At 75.7% G+C, this 17,616-nt stretch carries 12 protein-coding genes; 10 read left to right on the top strand and 2 right to left on the bottom strand.

What is annotated here, in order from left to right:
- Nucleotides 1-169: 169 nt before the first annotated feature.
- Nucleotides 170-556, bottom strand: coding sequence for a dsRBD fold-containing protein (locus tag IE332_RS05460; RefSeq protein WP_189913921.1), 387 nt, complete (start codon nt 554-556; stop codon nt 170-172).
- Nucleotides 557-839: 283 nt separating this feature from the next.
- Here IE332_RS05460 and IE332_RS05455 point away from each other — a divergent pair, with 283 nt between their 5' ends.
- The 8 genes from IE332_RS05455 (at nt 840) to IE332_RS05420 (ending at nt 8,541) form a co-directional block, all read left to right on the top strand.
- Entirely contained in the window at nt 840-2,006 is a 1,167-nt protein-coding gene (locus tag IE332_RS05455) for a CapA family protein (RefSeq protein WP_189913920.1), read from the top strand.
- 208 nt (nt 2,007-2,214) lie between these two features.
- Nucleotides 2,215-2,817 (top strand): class IV adenylate cyclase, encoded by a 603-nt coding sequence (locus IE332_RS05450; protein ID WP_189913919.1) that lies wholly within the window; start codon nt 2,215-2,217, stop codon nt 2,815-2,817.
- Nucleotides 2,818-2,997: 180 nt separating this feature from the next.
- On the top strand, nt 2,998-3,777 hold the full coding sequence (locus tag IE332_RS05445) for a 2,3-dihydro-2,3-dihydroxybenzoate dehydrogenase (RefSeq protein ID WP_189913918.1): 780 nt from the start codon (nt 2,998-3,000) through the stop codon (nt 3,775-3,777).
- Nucleotides 3,778-3,870: 93 nt separating this feature from the next.
- Nucleotides 3,871-5,082 carry an isochorismate synthase DhbC gene (dhbC, locus tag IE332_RS05440; protein WP_373313674.1) on the top strand — a complete coding sequence of 404 codons (1,212 nt, stop codon included), beginning with the start codon at nt 3,871-3,873 and terminating at the stop codon, nt 5,080-5,082.
- Nucleotides 5,079-6,737, top strand: a complete 1,659-nt coding sequence (locus IE332_RS05435; protein WP_189913917.1) for a (2,3-dihydroxybenzoyl)adenylate synthase — start codon at nt 5,079-5,081, stop codon at nt 6,735-6,737. Before dhbC ends, IE332_RS05435 begins: the two co-directional genes overlap by 4 nt.
- 30 nt (nt 6,738-6,767) lie before the next feature.
- Complete coding sequence (locus tag IE332_RS05430; protein ID WP_189913916.1) at nt 6,768-7,490, top strand: isochorismatase family protein; 723 nt, start codon at nt 6,768-6,770, stop codon at nt 7,488-7,490.
- A complete protein-coding gene (locus tag IE332_RS05425; RefSeq protein WP_373313673.1) occupies nt 7,487-7,720 on the top strand; it encodes a phosphopantetheine-binding protein in 234 nt (77 codons plus the stop codon). Before IE332_RS05430 ends, IE332_RS05425 begins: the two co-directional genes overlap by 4 nt.
- Entirely contained in the window at nt 7,720-8,541 is an 822-nt protein-coding gene (locus IE332_RS05420) for an AMP-binding protein (protein ID WP_189913915.1), read from the top strand. Before IE332_RS05425 ends, IE332_RS05420 begins: the two co-directional genes overlap by 1 nt.
- Nucleotides 8,542-8,673: 132 nt before the next feature.
- Here the strand turns inward: IE332_RS05420 and IE332_RS05415 are convergent, their stop codons facing one another.
- Entirely contained in the window at nt 8,674-9,840 is a 1,167-nt protein-coding gene (locus IE332_RS05415; protein WP_189913914.1) for an amidohydrolase, read from the bottom strand.
- Nucleotides 9,841-9,961: 121 nt separating this feature from the next.
- On the opposite strand from IE332_RS05415, the gene IE332_RS05410 reads away from it, so the two are divergent.
- Nucleotides 9,962-17,395, top strand: coding sequence for a non-ribosomal peptide synthetase (locus tag IE332_RS05410; protein WP_189913913.1), 7,434 nt, complete (start codon nt 9,962-9,964; stop codon nt 17,393-17,395).
- On the top strand, nt 17,388-17,573 hold the full coding sequence (locus IE332_RS05405; protein WP_189913912.1) for an MbtH family protein: 186 nt from the start codon (nt 17,388-17,390) through the stop codon (nt 17,571-17,573). The genes IE332_RS05410 and IE332_RS05405 overlap by 8 nt, the downstream gene beginning before the upstream one ends.
- The last annotated feature ends 43 nt before the right edge of the window (nt 17,574-17,616 follow it).

Here is a 17,616-nt window from a genome sequence, read left to right as displayed (position 1 = left end):
GGGGTGCGGCTCTTCCGGTCGTCCGGTCTCCCGGTCGGGCTGTCGCGGTTCAGCATGGCGTACCCGGCCGGGCGGCGCGCCCTCCCCAGCGGGCCCTCCCGGCGGGCCCTCCCCGGCGGGCCGGCCGCGGTGCTTGCCGCGGTGCCCGCCGCCCGGCTCGCCGCGGCGTTCACTCCTCTGTGGGACGGGTGGCGCCGTGGACGCCCGCGCGCAGCAGCTGGTGGCCCAGGTCGACCAGGGCGCGGCCGACCGCGAACTCGTCGCCGATCTGCGGGGCCGGGGTGTCGCGGGGATTGCGGTGGGAGCGGGCGTCGCTGTGCAGGACCTCGCCGTCGGCGTCCAGGACGGCGTGCACCCGGGTGGTGTCGCCCTCCTCGACCACGTGCAGGCTGAGCTGCCAGTCCTTGGTGCGGACGGCCTGCCCGGCCGCCCGGTGCGGGGCGGCGTCAGACGGTGCGGAGCCCTCGGTGCCGACCACGGTCCGGTGCGCCCGGCCGGGGGAGGGGCGGGTCGTGCCGGTGTCCCCGGGCTGCTCGTCGCCGATGCCGCCGTTCATCACGCCACACCTCCGGGCTTCAGGACCTCCGGGCCTCTGGGCCTCCGGGCCTCCGGGCCTCCGCTACGGGACGGGTTCCTCCCGTACCACCACGCTGCGCGCCTCCCCGTCGCCGCGCCAGGGACACGGTGGCCGGGACGGGCGGGGCGATGGGGACGAGCGGGCCAGGAGAGGGCCCACCGGTGCCCTTTTGTGTCCGGAATGTTGTGGGTCCGGGCTGAAGGGGTGCGGAATCGGTGGCGTAGGCTGACCGCTCTTGCACCGTCCTCGGGGGGAACCACTCATGCGCCGTGCCGCGGCCGCCGTCGCGCTGCTCGTCGGGCTGACCGCCGTCACCGGCTGCGGACCGGACGACCCGGATCCGGCCCCCGCGAGCTCCGCCGCAGCCCCGGCCCCGAGCTCCGCCGCCCCGGGCCCGGGCGCCCCCTCCACCGGCGCGGCCCCGACCAAGAACGCCGCTCCCCGGCCCGACGGCACCATCACCGTCGCCTTCGCCGGGGACGTCCACTTCGAGGGCCGCACCGAGGCCCGGCTGGCCGTACAGCCGCCCGAGCCGGCGCTCGGGCCGCTCTCCCGCACTCTCGCCGACGCGGACCTGTCCGTCCTCAACCTGGAGACCGCGATCACCGGGCGCGGCGCCCCGGAACCCAAGCTCTACACCTTCCGCACCTCGCCCAAGGCGCTCTCGGTGCTCAAGGACTCCGGCGTCGACGTCGTCTCCATGGCCAACAACCACGCCGTGGACTTCGGCGCCGACGGCCTCACCGACACCCTCGCCGCCAAGGACTCCTCGCCGATCCCGGTCGTCGGCGTCGGCCACAACGCCACCGAGGCGTACGCCCCGTACGTCACCACCGTGCGCGGGGTGAAGGTCGCCGTGGTCGCCGCCAGCCAGGTCGAGGACCTCACCAACCAGAAGTGGCGGGCCGGCGCGAACAAGCCGGGCATCGCCTCCGCGCTGGACGTCCCGGCGCTGGTCAAGGCGGTGGAGACGGCCAAGCGGCAGGCCCCGGTCGTGCTCGTCTACCTGCACTGGGGCGAGGAGGGCAAGGCCTGCCCGACCTCCGCGCAGACCGCCGTCGCCAAGAAGCTCGCCACCGCTGGCGCCACCGCCGTGGTCGGCACCCACGCGCACACCATGGTCGGCTCGGGCATGCTCGGCAACACCTACGTCGGGTACGGCTTCGGCAACTTCCTCTGGTACGGCACCTCCAACTACCCGAACTCCAACGAGACCGGCGTCACCACCCTCACCCTCGCCGCCGACGGCAAGGTGACCGGCGAGGCCTTCGCTCCGGCCACCATCGACGACAAGGGCGTCCCGGAGCCGGTCACCGGCGCGGCCGCCGAGGCCGCCCTCAAGCGCCGCGACGGCCTGCGCGGCTGCACGGGCCTCACCCCGGCCCCGAAGGCCCCCGACGCCCCGGCCGGTACCGCCGCACCGCAGTAAGCCGACCGCCCGACCGCGGGACATGAGGAGGAGTGCGGGAGCTGACGTCAGGTCGGCGCCGTTCCGGGGTTCTGCGGAGTCAAGCCCATGGCGCTGCTGGGACTCGTCCCCGCCCTCCCGGCGACCGCCCGCGTCCGCCCGGCCGGGGGTAGTCTCGCCGCCACCGGATCCACCCAGGCGGAGGCAGCGCGATGAGCGGGGCAGCACGGTGATCGAGGCGGAGCTGAAGGCACTGGCGCGTCAACCCGGCGTGCTGCTGCGCCGCTTGGAGGGCACCCACGGCCCCGGCCGGGCCGAGGTCTACCGGGACACCTACTACGACCTCCCCGACGGCAGCCTCCTCGGCACCGACCGTGAGCTGCGCGTCCGCGAGATCGAGGACGCGGACGGGGGCCGGCGCGCGCTGCTCACCTACAAGGGCGCCCGGGTGGACGAGGCCTCGGGTTCGAAGCCGGAGCACGAGACGGCGGTGGCGGACGCCGGGGCGGCGCACGCGATCGTCCGCGCCCTCGGGTACCGGGCCCGGCTCTCCTTCGAGAAGCACTGCCGGAACTACCGGCTGGAGCGCGGCGGCCGCCGGTTCCTGGCGACGCTGGTCCGGGTACCGCGACTGGCGGGGGTGTTCCTGGAGGTGGAGACGACCGTCGCCCGGGAGGACGAACTGCCGGCGGCGCTCGGCGCCGTGCGCGAGGTCCTGGCCGAACTCGGCGTGGACGAGGGCGACTTGACGGCCGAGCTGTACACCGACGCAGTCCTGCGGGCCGGGAGCGCGGACGGGCGCGGGGCCGGGAGCGCGGACGGGCGCGGGTAGTCGGCCGGTCGGGGCGGCGACCGGGCGTCGGTGCGCGAGGTTGGCGAGACGGATCGTCTCGTCTCGCCCAGTCGGGCGGCCGGCCTTTGTTCGAATTGACGGTCGCACAGACTCTCGGTGTAGGCGAACAACTGTGTTAGGTTAGGCTTGCCTAATCTTGCTGGTCGGAGGGGATGTCCTGTGCAGCAGTCCGAATTCGCCGGTGCCGTCGCGGTGGTCACCGGGGCCGGGCAGGGCATCGGCGCGGCCGTGGTCCGGGCGCTGGTGGCCGAGGGTGCCGTGGTCGCGGCCGTGGACCGGAACGCCGGCTCGCTCGACGCCCTGGCGGCGGAGTTGCCGGGCGTCCGGCCGTACGTGCTGGATGTCGCCGATGCCCGAGCGGTCGAGGATGCGGTCGAGTCGATCGAACGTCAACTCGGGCCGGTGGCCGTGCTCGTGAACGTCGCGGGCATCCTGCGTACCGCGCCGGTCGTCGACCTCACCGACGCCGACTGGGCGGACACCTTCGCCGTCAACACCACCGGCGTCTTCCACGTCAGCCGTGCCGTCGGGCGACGGATGGCCGAGCGGGGGCGCGGGGCCGTGGTGACGGTCGGGTCCAATGCCGCCGGGGTGCCGCGGGCCGGGATGGCCGCCTACGCGGCGTCCAAGGCGGCGGCCACCATGTTCACCCGCTGCCTGGGGCTGGAGCTCGCCCGGTCCGGCGTGCGGTGCAACGTGGTGTCGCCCGGGTCGACCGACACCGAGATGCAGCGCGCGCTGTGGGGCGAGGACGCCGAGGCGGCCGAACGGCGCGTCATCGAGGGCGACTTGGGCGCCTGGCGGGTCGGCATCCCGCTCGGGCGGATCGCCGCGCCCGCCGACATCGCGGAGGCCGTGGTGTTCCTGGCCTCCGACCGGGCGCGGCACATCACCATGCACGACCTGTACGTCGACGGCGGCGCGACCCTTCGGGCCTGAGCCGCCCCTTCGCCCGGCCTCCCGAAGGCCCGCCACTTCCCCCGCCGGCCCGCGACCTCACCCGTAGACCCGTCCCAGACTGGAGAATCCACCGTGACCACGGTGCATCACGCCCCGGCGGCCCCCGCCGCCGGCGGCCCCGACCACGCCGTCATCGGCGCGGCCAGCGGACTGCTCGGCCAGTACCGGGCCGCCACCGGCGAGGCGTTCCTCGCCTCGCCGACCCGCACCCTGCTCACCTCCGGCGTGCACGCCCGGGTGCCGCAGGACGGGCGGCCGCTGCCCGTACGGGTCGCCGGGACGCTGGCCGCGGCCGGTCGGGCCGGGGTCGAACGTCCGCTGGTGGTCGGCGCGGTGGCGTTCGACCGGGAGAGCCGGGTCGAACTCGCCGTGCCCGAGCGGGTCCGGACGGCCGGGGCGCTGCGGGACGACCCGCTGATCGCGCTGCCCGCGCCGCCGGCCGAGCGGGTCGACTGGCGGATCCGCCCGGTGCCCGAGCCGGCGGCGTACGGCGCGGGCGTCGCGGCGGCCGTCGAGCGGCTGCGCGCCGGGGAGTTGAGCAAGGTGGTGCTGGCCCGGACGCTGGAGCTGAGCGCCGCCGAGCCGCTCGACCTGCCGGCCATCCTGCAGCGGCTCGCCCGTCGCGACCCGGGCGGCTACACCTTCGCCGTACCGGCCGGCGGCGGCCGCACCCTGATCGGTGCCAGCCCCGAACTCCTGCTCTCCCGGCGGGGAACGGCCGTGCTGGCCAACCCGCTGGCCGGGTCGGTGCCGCGCAGCGAGGACCTGGGGGAGGACGTCCGGCGCGCCGCCGCGCTGCTGGAGTCCCCCAAGGACCTGCACGAGCACGCGGTGGTGGTGGACGCGATCCGCGAGGCGCTGGCGCCGTACTGCCGCATCCTGGAGGTGCCCGAACGGCCCACCCTGGTACGGACGGCCGCGATGTGGCACCTGGCCACCACGATCAGCGGCGAGCTGGCCGACCCGGCGGTCTCCGCCCTGGAGCTGGCCTGCGCGCTGCACCCGACCCCGGCCGTCTGCGGCACCCCGACGGACGTCGCCCGCCGGGTGATCGGCGAGGTCGAGCCCTTCGACCGCGGCCTCTACACCGGCATGGTCGGCTGGGGCGACGCGACCGGCGACGGTGAGTGGGTGGTCACCATCCGCTGCGCGGAGGCGGAGGAGCGGACGCTGCGGGTGTACGCCGGCGCGGGGGTGGTCGACCGGTCCCGGCCGGAGGCCGAACTCGCCGAGACCAGTGCCAAGTTCCGTACCTTCCTGGACGCCGCGGGGGTCTCCCGGTGACGACGCTGGAGGGATTCACCCCGTACCCCGCCGAGTTCGCCGAGCGCTACCGGGCCGCCGGCCACTGGCGCGGCGAGACCTTCGGCCGGATGCTGCGCGAGCGGGCCGCCGCGCACGGCGAGCGGACCGCCGTCGTCGACCCGGGCGGCCACTCGGTGGCCGCGACCGAGCGGCGCTGGACGTACGCCGAACTCGACCTCAGGGCCGACCGGATGGCCGCCGGGCTGCTCGCCCGGGGGGTCCGGTCCGGGGACCGAGTGGTGGTCCAACTGCCCAACGCCGCCGAGTTCTTCGAGGTGGTCTTCGCGCTGTTCCGGATCGGCGCGCTGCCGGTCTTCGCGCTGCCCGCGCACCGGTACACCGAGATCGGGTACTTCTGCTCCTTCACGGACGCGGTGGCGTACGTCGTCCCGGCCGTCGAGGGCGGCTTCGACTACCGCGAACTCGCCTCCCGGGTACGGGCGGAGAACCCCGGGCTGCGGCTGGTGCTGGTGGCCGGCGAGGACGCCGGGGAGCACGTCCGGCTGGCGGACGTGCCCTGCGACGGTCCCGGTCCCGCCGAGGAGCCGGAGCCCGGGGACGTGGCCTTCCTGCAGCTCTCGGGCGGCAGCACCGGCGTGCCCAAGCTGATCCCGCGCACCCACGACGACTACATCTACTCGCTGCGCGGCTCGGTCGATCTGTGCGGGCAGGACGCGGACAGCGTCTACCTGTGCGTGCTGCCCGCCGCCCACAACTTCCCGCTCAGCTCGCCGGGTTCGCTCGGCACGCTGTACGCGGGCGGCCGGGTGGTGCTCTGCCCGCAGCCCAGCCCGGAGACCGCCTTCCCGCTGATCGAGCGCGAGGGCGTGACCATCACCGGACTGGTGCCCCCGCTCGCGCTGCTCTGGCTGGAGGCCGCCGAGCGCGGCGCCACCGGGTACCGGAGCCTGCGGGTGCTGCTGGTCGGCGGCGCCAAGTTCAGCACGGAGGCGGCCCGCAGGGTGCGGCCGGTGCTGGGCTGCACGCTCCAGCAGGTCTTCGGGATGGCCGAGGGGCTGGTCAACTACACCCGGCTGGACGACCCGGAGGAGCTGATCACCACCACCCAGGGCCGTCCGATCTCCCCCGACGACGAGGTCCGGGTGGTCGACGACCAGGACCGGGACCTGCCCGACGGCGCCACCGGCCACCTGCTGACGCGCGGCCCGTACACCATCCGCGGCTACTGGAAGGCGCCGGAGCACAACGCGAACTCCTTCACCGCGGACGGCTTCTACCGCACCGGCGACCTCGTCCGACGGACCCCGACCGGCCACCTGGTGGTGGAGGGCCGGGCCAAGGACCAGATCAACCGGGGCGGCGAGAAGGTCGCCGCCGAGGAGATCGAGAACCACCTGCTCGCGCACCCCGCCGTGCACGACGCGGCCGTGGTGTCGATGCCCGACCCGTACCTGGGCGAGCGCACCTGCGCGTACGTGGTGCTCCGCGCCGAGCACCGCGAACAGCCGCCGAAGGGCGTCGAGTTGAAGCGGTTCGTGCGTGGGCGCGGACTGGCCGACTACAAGGTGCCGGACCGGGTCGAGTTCGTCGACGCCTTCCCGGCCACCGGCATCGGCAAGGTCAGCAAGAAGGACCTGCGCGCCGCCATCGCGGCCTCCCTGACCGCCAGTTGATCCCTCCCTAGCTGCTAAGGAACACCCATCGTGGGCCTGCCCCGCATTCCCTCCTATCCCATGCCCGTCGCCGAGGAGCTGCCCGCCAACCGGGTCTCCTGGACGGTGGACCCGGCGCGCGCCGTCCTGCTGGTGCACGACCTGCAGAACCACTTCCTCGGCGCCTTCGACGCCGAGGCCGCTCCGGTGCCCGAACTCCTGGACAACGTCGCGGGCCTGGCCAAGGCGGCCGGCGCCGCCGGTGTGCCGGTGGTCTACTCGGCGCAGCTCGGCGGACAGAGCCCGGCCGAACGCGGACTGCAGCAGGACTTCTGGGGGCCGGGCATCCCGGACGACCCGCGCGCCACCGCGATCGCCGACGCCGTCGCACCGTCGCCGGGCGACACGGTGCTGACCAAGTGGAAGTACAGCGCCTTCGTGCGAACGGAGTTGGAGCGGCTGCTGCGCGAGCAGGGCCGGGACCAGCTGGTGATCACCGGGGTGTACGCGCACATCGGGGTGCAGGCCACCGCCTGCGACGCCTGGATGCGGGACATCCAGGCCTTCGTGGTGGCCGACGCGGTCGCGGACTTCGGACCGGCCGAGCACCGCGCCGCGCTGGACTGGGTGGCCGGGCGCTGCGGGCTGGTCACCACGACGGGGGCCGTGCTCGGGGCGCTCGACGGCACGGGCGGGGCGGGCGAGACGGGCGCGACGGGCGGCATGGGCACGACGGGCGAGATGAACGAGACGGGCGAGGTGGCGGCGAAGTGACGGGCGTGGGCTTCACGGTGGAGCGGATCCGGGCCGAGGTCGCCGACCTGCTCGGCGAGGACCCGGCGGACATCCCGCTGGACGAGAACCTGGTCGACTGGGGGCTGGACTCCATCCGGCTGATGACGCTCGCCGAGCGCTGGCGGGCGGAGGGTGCCGAGGTGGCGTTCGTCCAGCTCGCGGAGCGGCCGGCCCTGGAGGCCTGGGCCGAGCTGCTGGGTGCGGCCTGATGGAGGCGGTCGTCCGGGACGCCGCCCGGGATGCAGCCCTGGTGGGTGTGCGCGGGGCCGTCCGGGAGCTGGTGCGGGAGGAGGCTCTGGGCGCGGCGCCGGCGCTGCCCCGCCGTACGGTGAGCTACCCGGCGACCACCCTGGTGGGGCCGGTCGAGGCGCAGGCGGCCCGGACGCCGGACGCCCCGGCCCTGGTGCTCGCGGGCGGGCGGACCGTCCGCTACCGGGAGCTGAACGCCTCGGCCAACCGGCTGGCGCGCGCCCTGGCCGCGCGGGGCGCCCGCCCGGGCACGGTGGTCGGCCTGGCCGGCGCCCGCGACCCGGCCGAACTGCTGACGGCGCTGCTGGCGGTGGTGAAGTCGGGCGCGGCGTACCTGCCGCTGGACCCGGCGGACGCGCCCGGGCGACGGGACCGACTGCTCGCCGAGAACGCGCCGGTGTGCGTGCTGGGGGAGGGGGTGCCGGGTGCGCTCGCCGGGCTGGACACGGACGGCGAACTGCCCACCGACCCGCCGCGGGCGCTCACCCCGCACCACCTGCTCTGCGTCGGGTACGGCCCGGGCGGGCGTCCGACCGCCGTCCGGGTCACCCACAGGGAGGCGGACCGCCGGGTGCGTGAGCTGCAGGCCGAGCACCCGCTCGGTCCGGGCGACCGGGTGCTGCAACTGGGCCTGCCGCTCTGGGAGTTCCTCTGGCCGCTGCGGACGGGTGCCGCGCTGGTGCTCGCCGACCCGCGGCGGGAGGGCGAGGTCGGGGCGCTGGTGCGGGAGCTGGGCGTGACGGCGGTGCGGGTGGCCCCGGCGGTTCTGCTGGGCGGGTGACGGTGGGCGGGGCGTCGACGGCGGGCGGAGTTCAGGCGGCAGCTGACAACTGACAGCTGACAACTGACAACTTTCAGACGACAGCTTTCAGCGAACAGATGATGAAAGCTGTTCGCTGAAAGCTGTCAGCTGTTACTTGTTCGCTGCCACCGGGCCAGCCGCCGGGCCGCCCGACGCCAGGCCCACCGCCACGTCCGCCGCCGTCCACGCCATCGCCACCGCGCCGTCCAGTACCGCCCGTTCCGCCTCCGCGCCCAGCGCGGCCTCGGCGAACGCCGCCTCGTGCGGCGCGCAGGCGCCGCCGGTGATGTCCAGGACCGGATGGATCGAGGGCACCACGTGCGACACGTTCCCCATGTCGGTGCAGGCGAACGGCCCGCTCTCGACCGGCTCCGGCCGGCCGAGAGCCGCCGCGTTGGCCCGCCACAGGGCCAGCAGTGCGGGGTCGGACCGCATGTCCAGGTAGTCCGGCTCGGGTCGGGTCAGTTCGACCTCGCAGCCGGTGGCGAGCGCTCCGGCGCGGAAGCAGTCCTCGACCCGGGCGCGCAGCTCGGCGAGGTCCTCGGCCGCCGAGGCCCGGATCTCGTACTCGGCGCTGGCGCTGTCCGGGATCAGGTTCGGCGCCGTCCCGGCGGCGGTGGTGATGCCGTGCACCCGCCAGTGCGGCGGGAGTTGCTGGCGGAGCAGGCCGATCGCGACCTGGGCGACGGTGAGCGCGTCGGCGGCGTTGCGGCCCTGGTGCGGATCGAGGCTGGGGTGGGCGGCCCGCCCGGTGTAGCGGACGGACAGCGTGCCGAGCGCGAAGGAGCGGAAGTCGGCGACCTCGACCGGGCAGGGGTGCACCATCATGGCCGCGTCCACCCCGTCGAAGGCCCCGGCCTCCAGCAGCAGCGCCTTGCCCGCCCCGCGCTCCTCGGCCGGCGCGCCGATCACCCGGACGGTGAGCCCGAGCCGCTCGGCGTACGGGGCGAGCCCGAGCGCCGCGCCGAGGCCCGCGGCGGCGATCAGGTTGTGCCCGCAGGCGTGGCCGAGTCCGGGCAGCGCGTCGTACTCGCAGACCAGGGCGACGGTGACCGGTCCGCTGCCGAGGGTCGCGCTGAACGCGGTGTCCAGGCCGTGCGCGGGCGCGGTGACGAAGTAGCCGTGGCCACGCAGCAGTTCGGCGCACCAGGCGGCCGCGCGGTGCTCCTCGAAGGCGGTCTCGGGGTGGGCGTGGATGCGGCGGCTGAGCGCGAGCAGCTCGTCCCGGTGCGCGTGCACGCGGTCGCGGACGGCCTGCTTGGTCGCGGACAGGGGCATGGGTGGCGCCTCCAGGGGGTGTCAGGGCCCGGTCTCGCTGGGGCCGTTGACCAGATCATATGAAGTTAGATTAGGCTAACCTAAGTAAAGTGTTCCGGATCCCCGAGGAGCTCTCCGAATCATGCCCGCCGCCGAGACCCAGACTGGTGAGTCCCGTACTGGCGACACCCAGACCGTCGAGACCCAGGCCGCAGACATCCCGTTGCTCGCCGCCCAGGCCGCCATCTGGTACGCCCAGGCGCTCGACCCCGCCAGTCCGGTCTACAACACCGGCGACGCCGTCGAGATCGCCGGCCCACTGGACGAGGACCGGTTCGAGCGGGCGCTGCGGCAGGCGGTGGCGGAGGCGCAGGTGCTGAGCGCCGTCGTCGTCATCGGCGCCGACGGAACGCCCCGTCAGCGACCGCGGCCCGACGGCCGGTGGCCGCTGCACCGCCTCGACCTGCGCGCCGCGACGGACAGTGCGGACGAGGCGGACAGTGCGGACGAGACGGTCACCCCCGAGGCGGCCGCCGAAGCCTGGATGCGCGCCGACCTCGCCCGCCCGGCCGACCTCGCCGAGGGCCCGCTGTTCACCCACGCGCTCATCCGGCTCGCCGACGACCGGTGGACCTGGTACCGGCGGATCCACCATCTCGCCGTCGACGCCTACGCGTTGACCCTCCTCGGCGAGCGGGTCGCCGAGCTGTACCGCGCGCACACCACCGGCACCGAGCCGGCCCCGAGCCCGTTCGCGGGCCTCGCCGAGGCCGCCGCCGAGGAGGCCGCGTACCGGGAGGGCGAGGAGTACCGGACCGACCGCGCCCACTGGGCCGCCCGGATGGCCGACGCCGACGCCCCGGCGACCCTGCCGGGCACCCCGGACCCCGGTCCCGCCCGCGACACCCCCGCCCCCCTGCGCCTCACCGCCGTCCTCCCCGCCGGCACCCGCGACCGCCTGGAGCGGGCCGCCACCGCCGTCCGCGCCACCTGGGCCGAACTGCTGCTCGCCGCCACCGCCGGCTACCTGCACCGCCTGTCCGGCAGTCGGGACGTCGTCCTCGGCCTGCCGCTCGCCAACCGCCGGGGCCCGGCCGCCCTGCGCACCCCCGTCGCCGCCGCCAACGTGCTCCCGCTGCGCCTCGCCGTCGGCCCGGCCGACAGCGCCGAGGGCCTGCTGCGCCACGTGGTCCGCGAGCTGCGCGCCGTCCGCCGCCACCAGCGCTACCCGCTGGAGGACCTCCGCCGCGACCTCGGCCGCACCGGCGACCGCCGCGCCCTGTTCGGTCCGATGGTCAACATCAAGGCCTTCGAGGGCGACCTCGACCTGGCCGGCCTGCCCGGCACCGTCCGCAACCTCGCCGCCGGCCCGGTGGACGACCTCGCCCTGAACGTCTCGCCCGGCCCGGACGGCGCCCTGCGCCTGGTGATCGACGCCGACCCGGCCCGCTACGACGCCGCCACCCTCACCGGGCACCGCGACGGCCTGCTGCGCTACCTCGACGCCCTCGCCGAACTGCTGCTCACCGCCCCGCACACGCCGATCGCCCGGATCGACCTGCTGGACGCGGACGGCCTGCGCCGCGCCACCGCCGGCCGCACCGAGCCCCCGGCCGAGCGGACGGTGCCCGAGCTGTTCGCCGCCCAGGCCGCCCGCACCCCGGAGGCCGTCGCCGTCCGCTGCGGCGCGACCGCGCTGACGTACGGGCAGCTGGACGCCGCCGCCGACCGGCTCGCCCGCCGCCTGGCCGCCCTCGGTGTGCGGGGCGGCGCGCCGGTCGCGATCGCCCTGCCGCGCGGCGCGGACACCCTCGTCGCGATGCTCGCCGTCCTCAAGGCCGGCGGCGCCTGCGTCTCCCTCGACCTCACCCACCCCGCGCAGCGGCTGGCGGCCGTTCTGGCCGACGCCCGCCCGGTCTGCGCGGTCGGCACCGCCGAGGCCCTGGCCGGGCTCGACCTGCCGGCCGGCCTGCCCACCGTACGGCCGGCGGAGGCCGAGGACGAGCCGGGCGGCGAACGGCCCGCCGAGCCGACCACCGCCCCGTCCGCGCCGGAACTCCACCACCCCGCCTACGTGTTGCACACCTCGGGCTCCACCGGCCGCCCCAAGGGCGTGGTGGTCACCCACGCCTCGCTGGCCAACCTGCACGCCGGCCTCGCCGAGGACCACATCGCCCCCGCCGTGCGCCGCACCGGCCGCGAGCGCCTGCGCGTCGCCCACAGTGCCTCGTTCGCCTTCGACGCCTCCTGGGACCCGGTGCTCTGGATGGTCCACGGTCACGAGCTGCACCTGCTGGACGACGCCACCTACCGCGACCCGGCCGCGCTGGCCGCCCACCTCCACCGCGAGCGCATCGACTACCTCGACCTCACCCCCTCCTACCTCGAAGTCCTCCTCGCCGAAGGGATCCTGGACGAGGGGCGGCACCGCCCGTCCGTCCTGGTGGTCGGCGGCGAGGCCACCCCGCCCGCCCTCTGGCAGCGGCTGACCGCCGTCCCCGGCCTGCACCCGGTGGACCTCTACGGTCCGACCGAGACCACCGTCGACGCCTACGCCTGGACCCCGGGCCCGGACGGCGCCCCGGTCGGCCGGGTGGTACGCGGCTCCCGCGCCTACGTCCTGGACGGTTCGCTGCGCCCCGCGCCCGACGGCGCGACCGGCGAACTGTACGTGGCCGGAGCCTGTTTGGCCCGCGGCTACCTCGGCCGGCCCGACCTGACCGCCGAGCGCTTCCTCGCCGACCCCTTCGGTCCGCCCGGCACCCGGATGTACTGCACCGGCGACCTCGCCCGCCGCCGTTCGGACGGCACCCTGGAGTTCCTCGGCCGCGCCGACGACCAGGTGAAGATCCGCGGCTTCCGGGTCGAGCCCGGCGAGATCGCCGCCGTCCTCGCCGAACTGCCCGGTGTCGCCCAGGCCGTGGTGATCGCCCGCCCCGGGCCGCAGGGCCGGCGCCTGCTCGGCTACGCGGTGCCCGTGCCCGGCGAGGCCCCGGACCCGGACGGGCTGCGCGCCGCGCTGGCCGCCCGGCTGCCCGCGCACATGGTCCCGGCGGCCGTGCTGCTGCTCGCCGAACTGCCGCGCACCGCGCACGACAAGCTCGACCACCGTGCCCTGCCCGAACCGGCCGTCGTCGCCGAGGGCGCCGCCGCGGCCACGCCCCAGGAGGAACTGGTCTGCGGGCTGCTCGCCGACGTCCTCGGCCTGCCGCGGGCCCCCGGCCGGGACGCCTCCTTCTTCGACCTCGGCGGCCACTCGCTGCTCGCCGGGCGCCTCGCCGCCCGACTGCGCGAGACCTTCGCCGTGCCGGTCGGATTCGCCGACGTGTTCCGCCACCCGACCGCGGCCGGCCTCGCCGCCCTGCTCGGCGAGCGGGCCGGGGCCGGGAGCGCGACGGAGCCGGACATCGTGGCGGACACCACGGCGGAGCCCGCGGCGATCCCCGCCCCCGCCCCCGTGCCCGTCCCGCGCGCCGAGCGGATGCCGCTCTCGCCCGCCCAGCGCGGCCTCTGGTTCCTGCACCGGCTCGAGGGCCCCAGCCCCACCTACAACATCCCGCTCGTCCTCACCCTCACCGGCCCCCTCGACCGGCCCGCCCTCACCCGCGCCCTCGGCGACCTCGTCGCCCGCCACGAGGTGCTGCGCACCGTCTACGGCGAGGAACCGGACGGCACGCCGTACCAGCGGATCCTGCCCGCCATGCCGCTCGCACCCCTCGCACCCGTCGAACTGCACGACGGCCGAGGAGAGATGGCCGAAGCCGTCCGGTACGCCTTCGACCTGACCGCCGAACCGCCGCTGCGGGCCACCCTGTTCGCCGACGGTCCGGACCGGCACACCCTGCTGATCCTGCTCCACCACATCGCCGGCGACGGCGCCTCCACCACCCCGCTGGTCCGCGACCTGGCCGCCGCCTACGCCGCCAGGCTCGCCGGAGCGGCGCCCGAACTACCGCCGCTCACCGTCCAGTTCGCCGACCACGCGGCCTGGCAGCGGGCGCGGCTCGGCACCACCGACGCGCCCAGCCCGCTCGCCGTCCGGCAGACGGAGTACTGGTGCACCGCGCTCGCCGGACTGCCCGACCAGCTGGAGCTGCCCGCCGACCGCCCCCGCCCGGCCGTCGCCGGCCACCAGGGCGCCACCGTGCCCTTCACCCTCGACGCCGAGGCGCACGCCGCCCTCGTCGCCCTCGCCCGGGCCGCCGACAGCACCGTCTTCATGGCCGTCCTGGCCGGTCTCGCCGCGCTGCTCGGCCGGCACGGCTGCGGCACCGACATCCCGGTCGGCACCCCGGTGGCCGGCCGCGAGGACGACGAAACCGCCGCGCTCGTGGGCTACTTCGTCAACTCCGTGGTCCTGCGCACCGACCTGTCCGGCGCGCCGACCTTCAAGGATCTGCTGGCCCGGGTCCGCGCCACCGTCCTCGACGCCCACGAGCACGCCGACCTGCCCTTCGACCGGCTGGTCGAGGAGCTCAACCCGGCCCGCTCGCTGGCCCGGCACCCGCTGTTCCAGGTGATGCTCGCCTGGCAGAGCCGGCCGGACGAGCCCACCGCGTTCGGCGGCGGGCTCACCGCCGAGATCACCGCGATCCCCAGCGGCACCGCCAAGTTCGACCTCACCCTGAACGCCGGCGAACTGCCCGACGGTGGCATCGGCGGCTTCCTGGAGTACCGCACCGACCTCTTCGACGCGGCCACCGTGGCCGCCCTCGGGGAGCGCCTGGCCCGGCTGCTCGCCGCCGCCGCGACCGCGCCCGACACCCCGGTCGACCGGCTCCCGCTGATCAGCGCGCGGGAGCGGGAACGCGCCCTGGTCGAGTGGAACGCCGCCCCCGACTCGGCCCGCCCGGTCGTCACGCCCCCCGGCGCCACTCAGCCTGACGTCACCCTGTCCGGCGCCACCCTGGCCGAGCTGTTCGAGGCGGCCGCCGAGGCCAACCCGCACGCCCCGGCCGTGAGTTACGAAGGAAGCTCGCTCGACTACACCGAACTCGGCGCCCGCGCGGACCGGTTGGCCCGGCTGCTCGCCGCCCACGGCATCGGCCCCGGCACCATCGTCGCCCTCGCCCTGCCGCGCTCGCTCGAACTCGTCGTCGCCCTGCTGGCGGTGACCAAGTCCGGCGCCGCCTACCTCCCCCTCGACCCCGACTACCCGGCCGACCGCCTCGCCTACATGCTGGCCGACGCGACCCCCGCCGCCCTGCTCACCGACCGCGCCACCGACCCCCGGCTGCCCGCCCACGAGGTGCCCCGGATCCTCGTCGACGGGCCGGAGGCCGAGCGGTACCCGGCCGTCCCCCTCGCCCAGCACGAGCGCATCCGCCCGCTGCGCGCCGAGGACACCGCGTACGTCATCTACACCTCCGGCTCCACCGGCCGCCCCAAGGGCGTGTCCGTCACCCACCACAACGTGGTCCGGCTGTTCACCGCCACCGACCACTGGTTCGGCTTCGGCGCCGAGGACGTCTGGACGCTCTTCCACTCCTACGCCTTCGACTTCTCCGTCTGGGAGCTGTGGGGCGCCCTGCTGCACGGCGGCCGGCTGGTCGTCGTCCCGCACCTGGTCAGCCGCGACCCGGCCGCCTTCCTCGACCTGCTCGCCCGCGAACGCGTCACCGTCCTCAACCAGACACCGTCCGCCTTCTACCAGCTCAGCGCCGCCGACCGGGACCGCCCCGGCCGCGAACTCGCCCTGCGCCACGTGGTGTTCGGCGGCGAGGCGCTGGAACTCGGCCGCCTGGACGACTGGTACTCCCGGCACGCCGAGGACGCGCCGACCCTGGTCAACATGTACGGCATCACCGAGACCACCGTGCACGTCTCGTACATCGCCCTCGACCGGGCGAGCGCCGCCGCCGGGAGCAGCAGCACCATCGGCGTCAACATCCCCGACCTGCGGGTCTACGTCCTCGACCGGTACCTGCAGCCCGTCCCGCCCGGCGTCACCGGCGAGATGTACGTGGCCGGGGCGGGCCTCGCCCGCGGCTACCTCGGCCGCCCGGAACTGACCGCCACCCGCTTCGTCGCCGACCCCTACGCCGAACTCTTCGGCGAACACGGTACCCGGATGTACCGCTCCGGGGACCTCGCCCGCCGCCGCGCCGACGGCGTCCTGGAGTACTTCGGCCGCGCCGACCAGCAGGTCAAGCTGCGCGGCTTCCGGATCGAACTCGGCGAGATCGAGGCCGTGCTGGCGGCCCACCCGGCCGTCGCCGACGCCGCGGTGACCGTCCGCGAGGACGTGCCGGGGGACAAGCGGCTGGTCGCCTACGCGGTGGCCAGCGGCGCCGGCGCCGACAGCGGGGCCGCCGCCGCTCCGCAGCCCTCGGGCCTGCACACCGACGCCCCGCAACCCGCCGCCCCGCAGCCCGAGGACCTGCGCGCCCACGCCGCCGCCGAACTGCCCGTCCACATGGTGCCGTCCGCCGTCGTGCTGCTCGACCGCCTGCCGCTGACCGCCAACGGCAAGCTCGACCGCCGCGCCCTGCCCGCCCCCGAGGCGCCCGCCGCCGGCGCCGGCCGCCCCCCGCGCACCCCGCGCGAACAGCAGCTGTGCGAACTGTTCGCCGAGGTGCTGGGCGTGGCCGCGGTCGGCGTGGAGGACGACTTCTTCGCGCTCGGCGGGCACTCGCTGCTGGTCGTGCGCCTCGCCGGCCGGATCCGCGAGGTGCTCGGACTGGAGGTCGGCATCGGCGCGCTCTTCCAGGCGCCCACGGTGGCCGCCCTCGACGCCGCGCTCACCGCCGGCTCGCCGGACACCGACGCCCTGGACGTGCTGCTCCCGCTGCGGCCCGTCGCCCCCGGCCGGCAGCGCCCGCTGTTCGCCGTCCACCCGGCCGGCGGCCTCAGCTGGTGCTACACCGGCCTGATCCGCCACCTGCCCGGCGAGGTCCCCATCTACGGCCTCCAGGCCCAGGGCGTCGGCGCCGCCACCGCGGCCCGGCCGCTGCCCGGCACGATGGAGGAACTCGCCGCGCACTACGCCGACCGGCTGCGCGAGGTCCAGCCCGAAGGCCCGTACCGGCTGCTCGGCTGGTCCACCGGCGGGATCATCGCCCACGCGGTCGCCGTCCGGCTCCAGGAGCTCGGCCAGGACGTCGAGTTGCTCGCCATCCTGGACGCCTACCCCGCCGAGGGCTTCCGCGAGCTGCCCGTCCCCGACCAGGCCGAAGCACTCGAAGCACTCCTCACCATGGGCGGCTTCGGCCCCGAGGACCTCGCCGGCCGCCCGCTCGAACTCGACGCCGTCACCGAACTGCTGCGCCGCGAGGGCAGCCCGCTCGCCGGACTCGACGACACCACCGTGGCCGCGCTCAACCGGATCTACCTCAACACCAACCTCCTGGTGCGCGGCTACGACCACCGCCGCTACGACGGCGACGTGCTGTTCTTCCGCGCCACCGTCGACACCATCGACGACACCCTGGTGCCCGAGCTGTGGACCCCGTACGTGTCCGGCCGGATCGCCAACACCGACGTGGCCTGCTCCCACAAGGACATGACCCTGCCTGCCCCGATCGCGCACATCGCCGCCGTGATCGCCGACCACCTGGAGAACTCCTCCGATGAGTGACGCCCCCGCCAACCCCTTCGACGCCGACGGCGAGTTCCTCGCGCTCGTCAACCCCGGCGGACAGCACTCCCTCTGGCCCGCCTTCGCCGCCGTCCCGGCCGGCTGGGACGTCGCCCACGGCCCGTGCGGGCGGGCCGCCGCCCTCGACTGGATCACCACCCACTGGACCACCCCGTGACCCCTCCCGAGGCCCGTCCCGAGGCCCCTGCCGAGGCCCCTGC

The sequence above is a fragment of the Kitasatospora xanthocidica genome (genome assembly GCF_014656195.1).
In the GTDB taxonomy this organism is placed as follows: Bacteria; Actinomycetota; Actinomycetes; order Streptomycetales; family Streptomycetaceae; genus Kitasatospora; species Kitasatospora xanthocidica.
Note: the sequence above shows the minus strand (reverse complement) of the source record. Positions and strands in the feature narration are given on the sequence as shown.

What these genes read in the sequence shown, in the direction of transcription:
- IE332_RS05455 (WP_189913920.1), top strand. Translation starts at nt 840, where the DNA reads ATGCGCCGTGCCGCGGCCGCCGTCGCGCTGCTCGTCGGGCTGACCGCC.
- IE332_RS05405 (WP_189913912.1), top strand. Translation starts at nt 17,388, where the DNA reads ATGAGTGACGCCCCCGCCAACCCCTTCGACGCCGACGGCGAGTTCCTC.
- IE332_RS05410 (WP_189913913.1), top strand. Translation starts at nt 9,962, where the DNA reads ATGCCCGCCGCCGAGACCCAGACTGGTGAGTCCCGTACTGGCGACACC.
- IE332_RS05420 (WP_189913915.1), top strand. Translation starts at nt 7,720, where the DNA reads ATGGAGGCGGTCGTCCGGGACGCCGCCCGGGATGCAGCCCTGGTGGGT.
- IE332_RS05415 (WP_189913914.1), bottom strand. Translation starts at nt 9,840, where the DNA reads ATGCCCCTGTCCGCGACCAAGCAGGCCGTCCGCGACCGCGTGCACGCG.
- IE332_RS05460 (WP_189913921.1), bottom strand. Translation starts at nt 556, where the DNA reads ATGAACGGCGGCATCGGCGACGAGCAGCCCGGGGACACCGGCACGACC.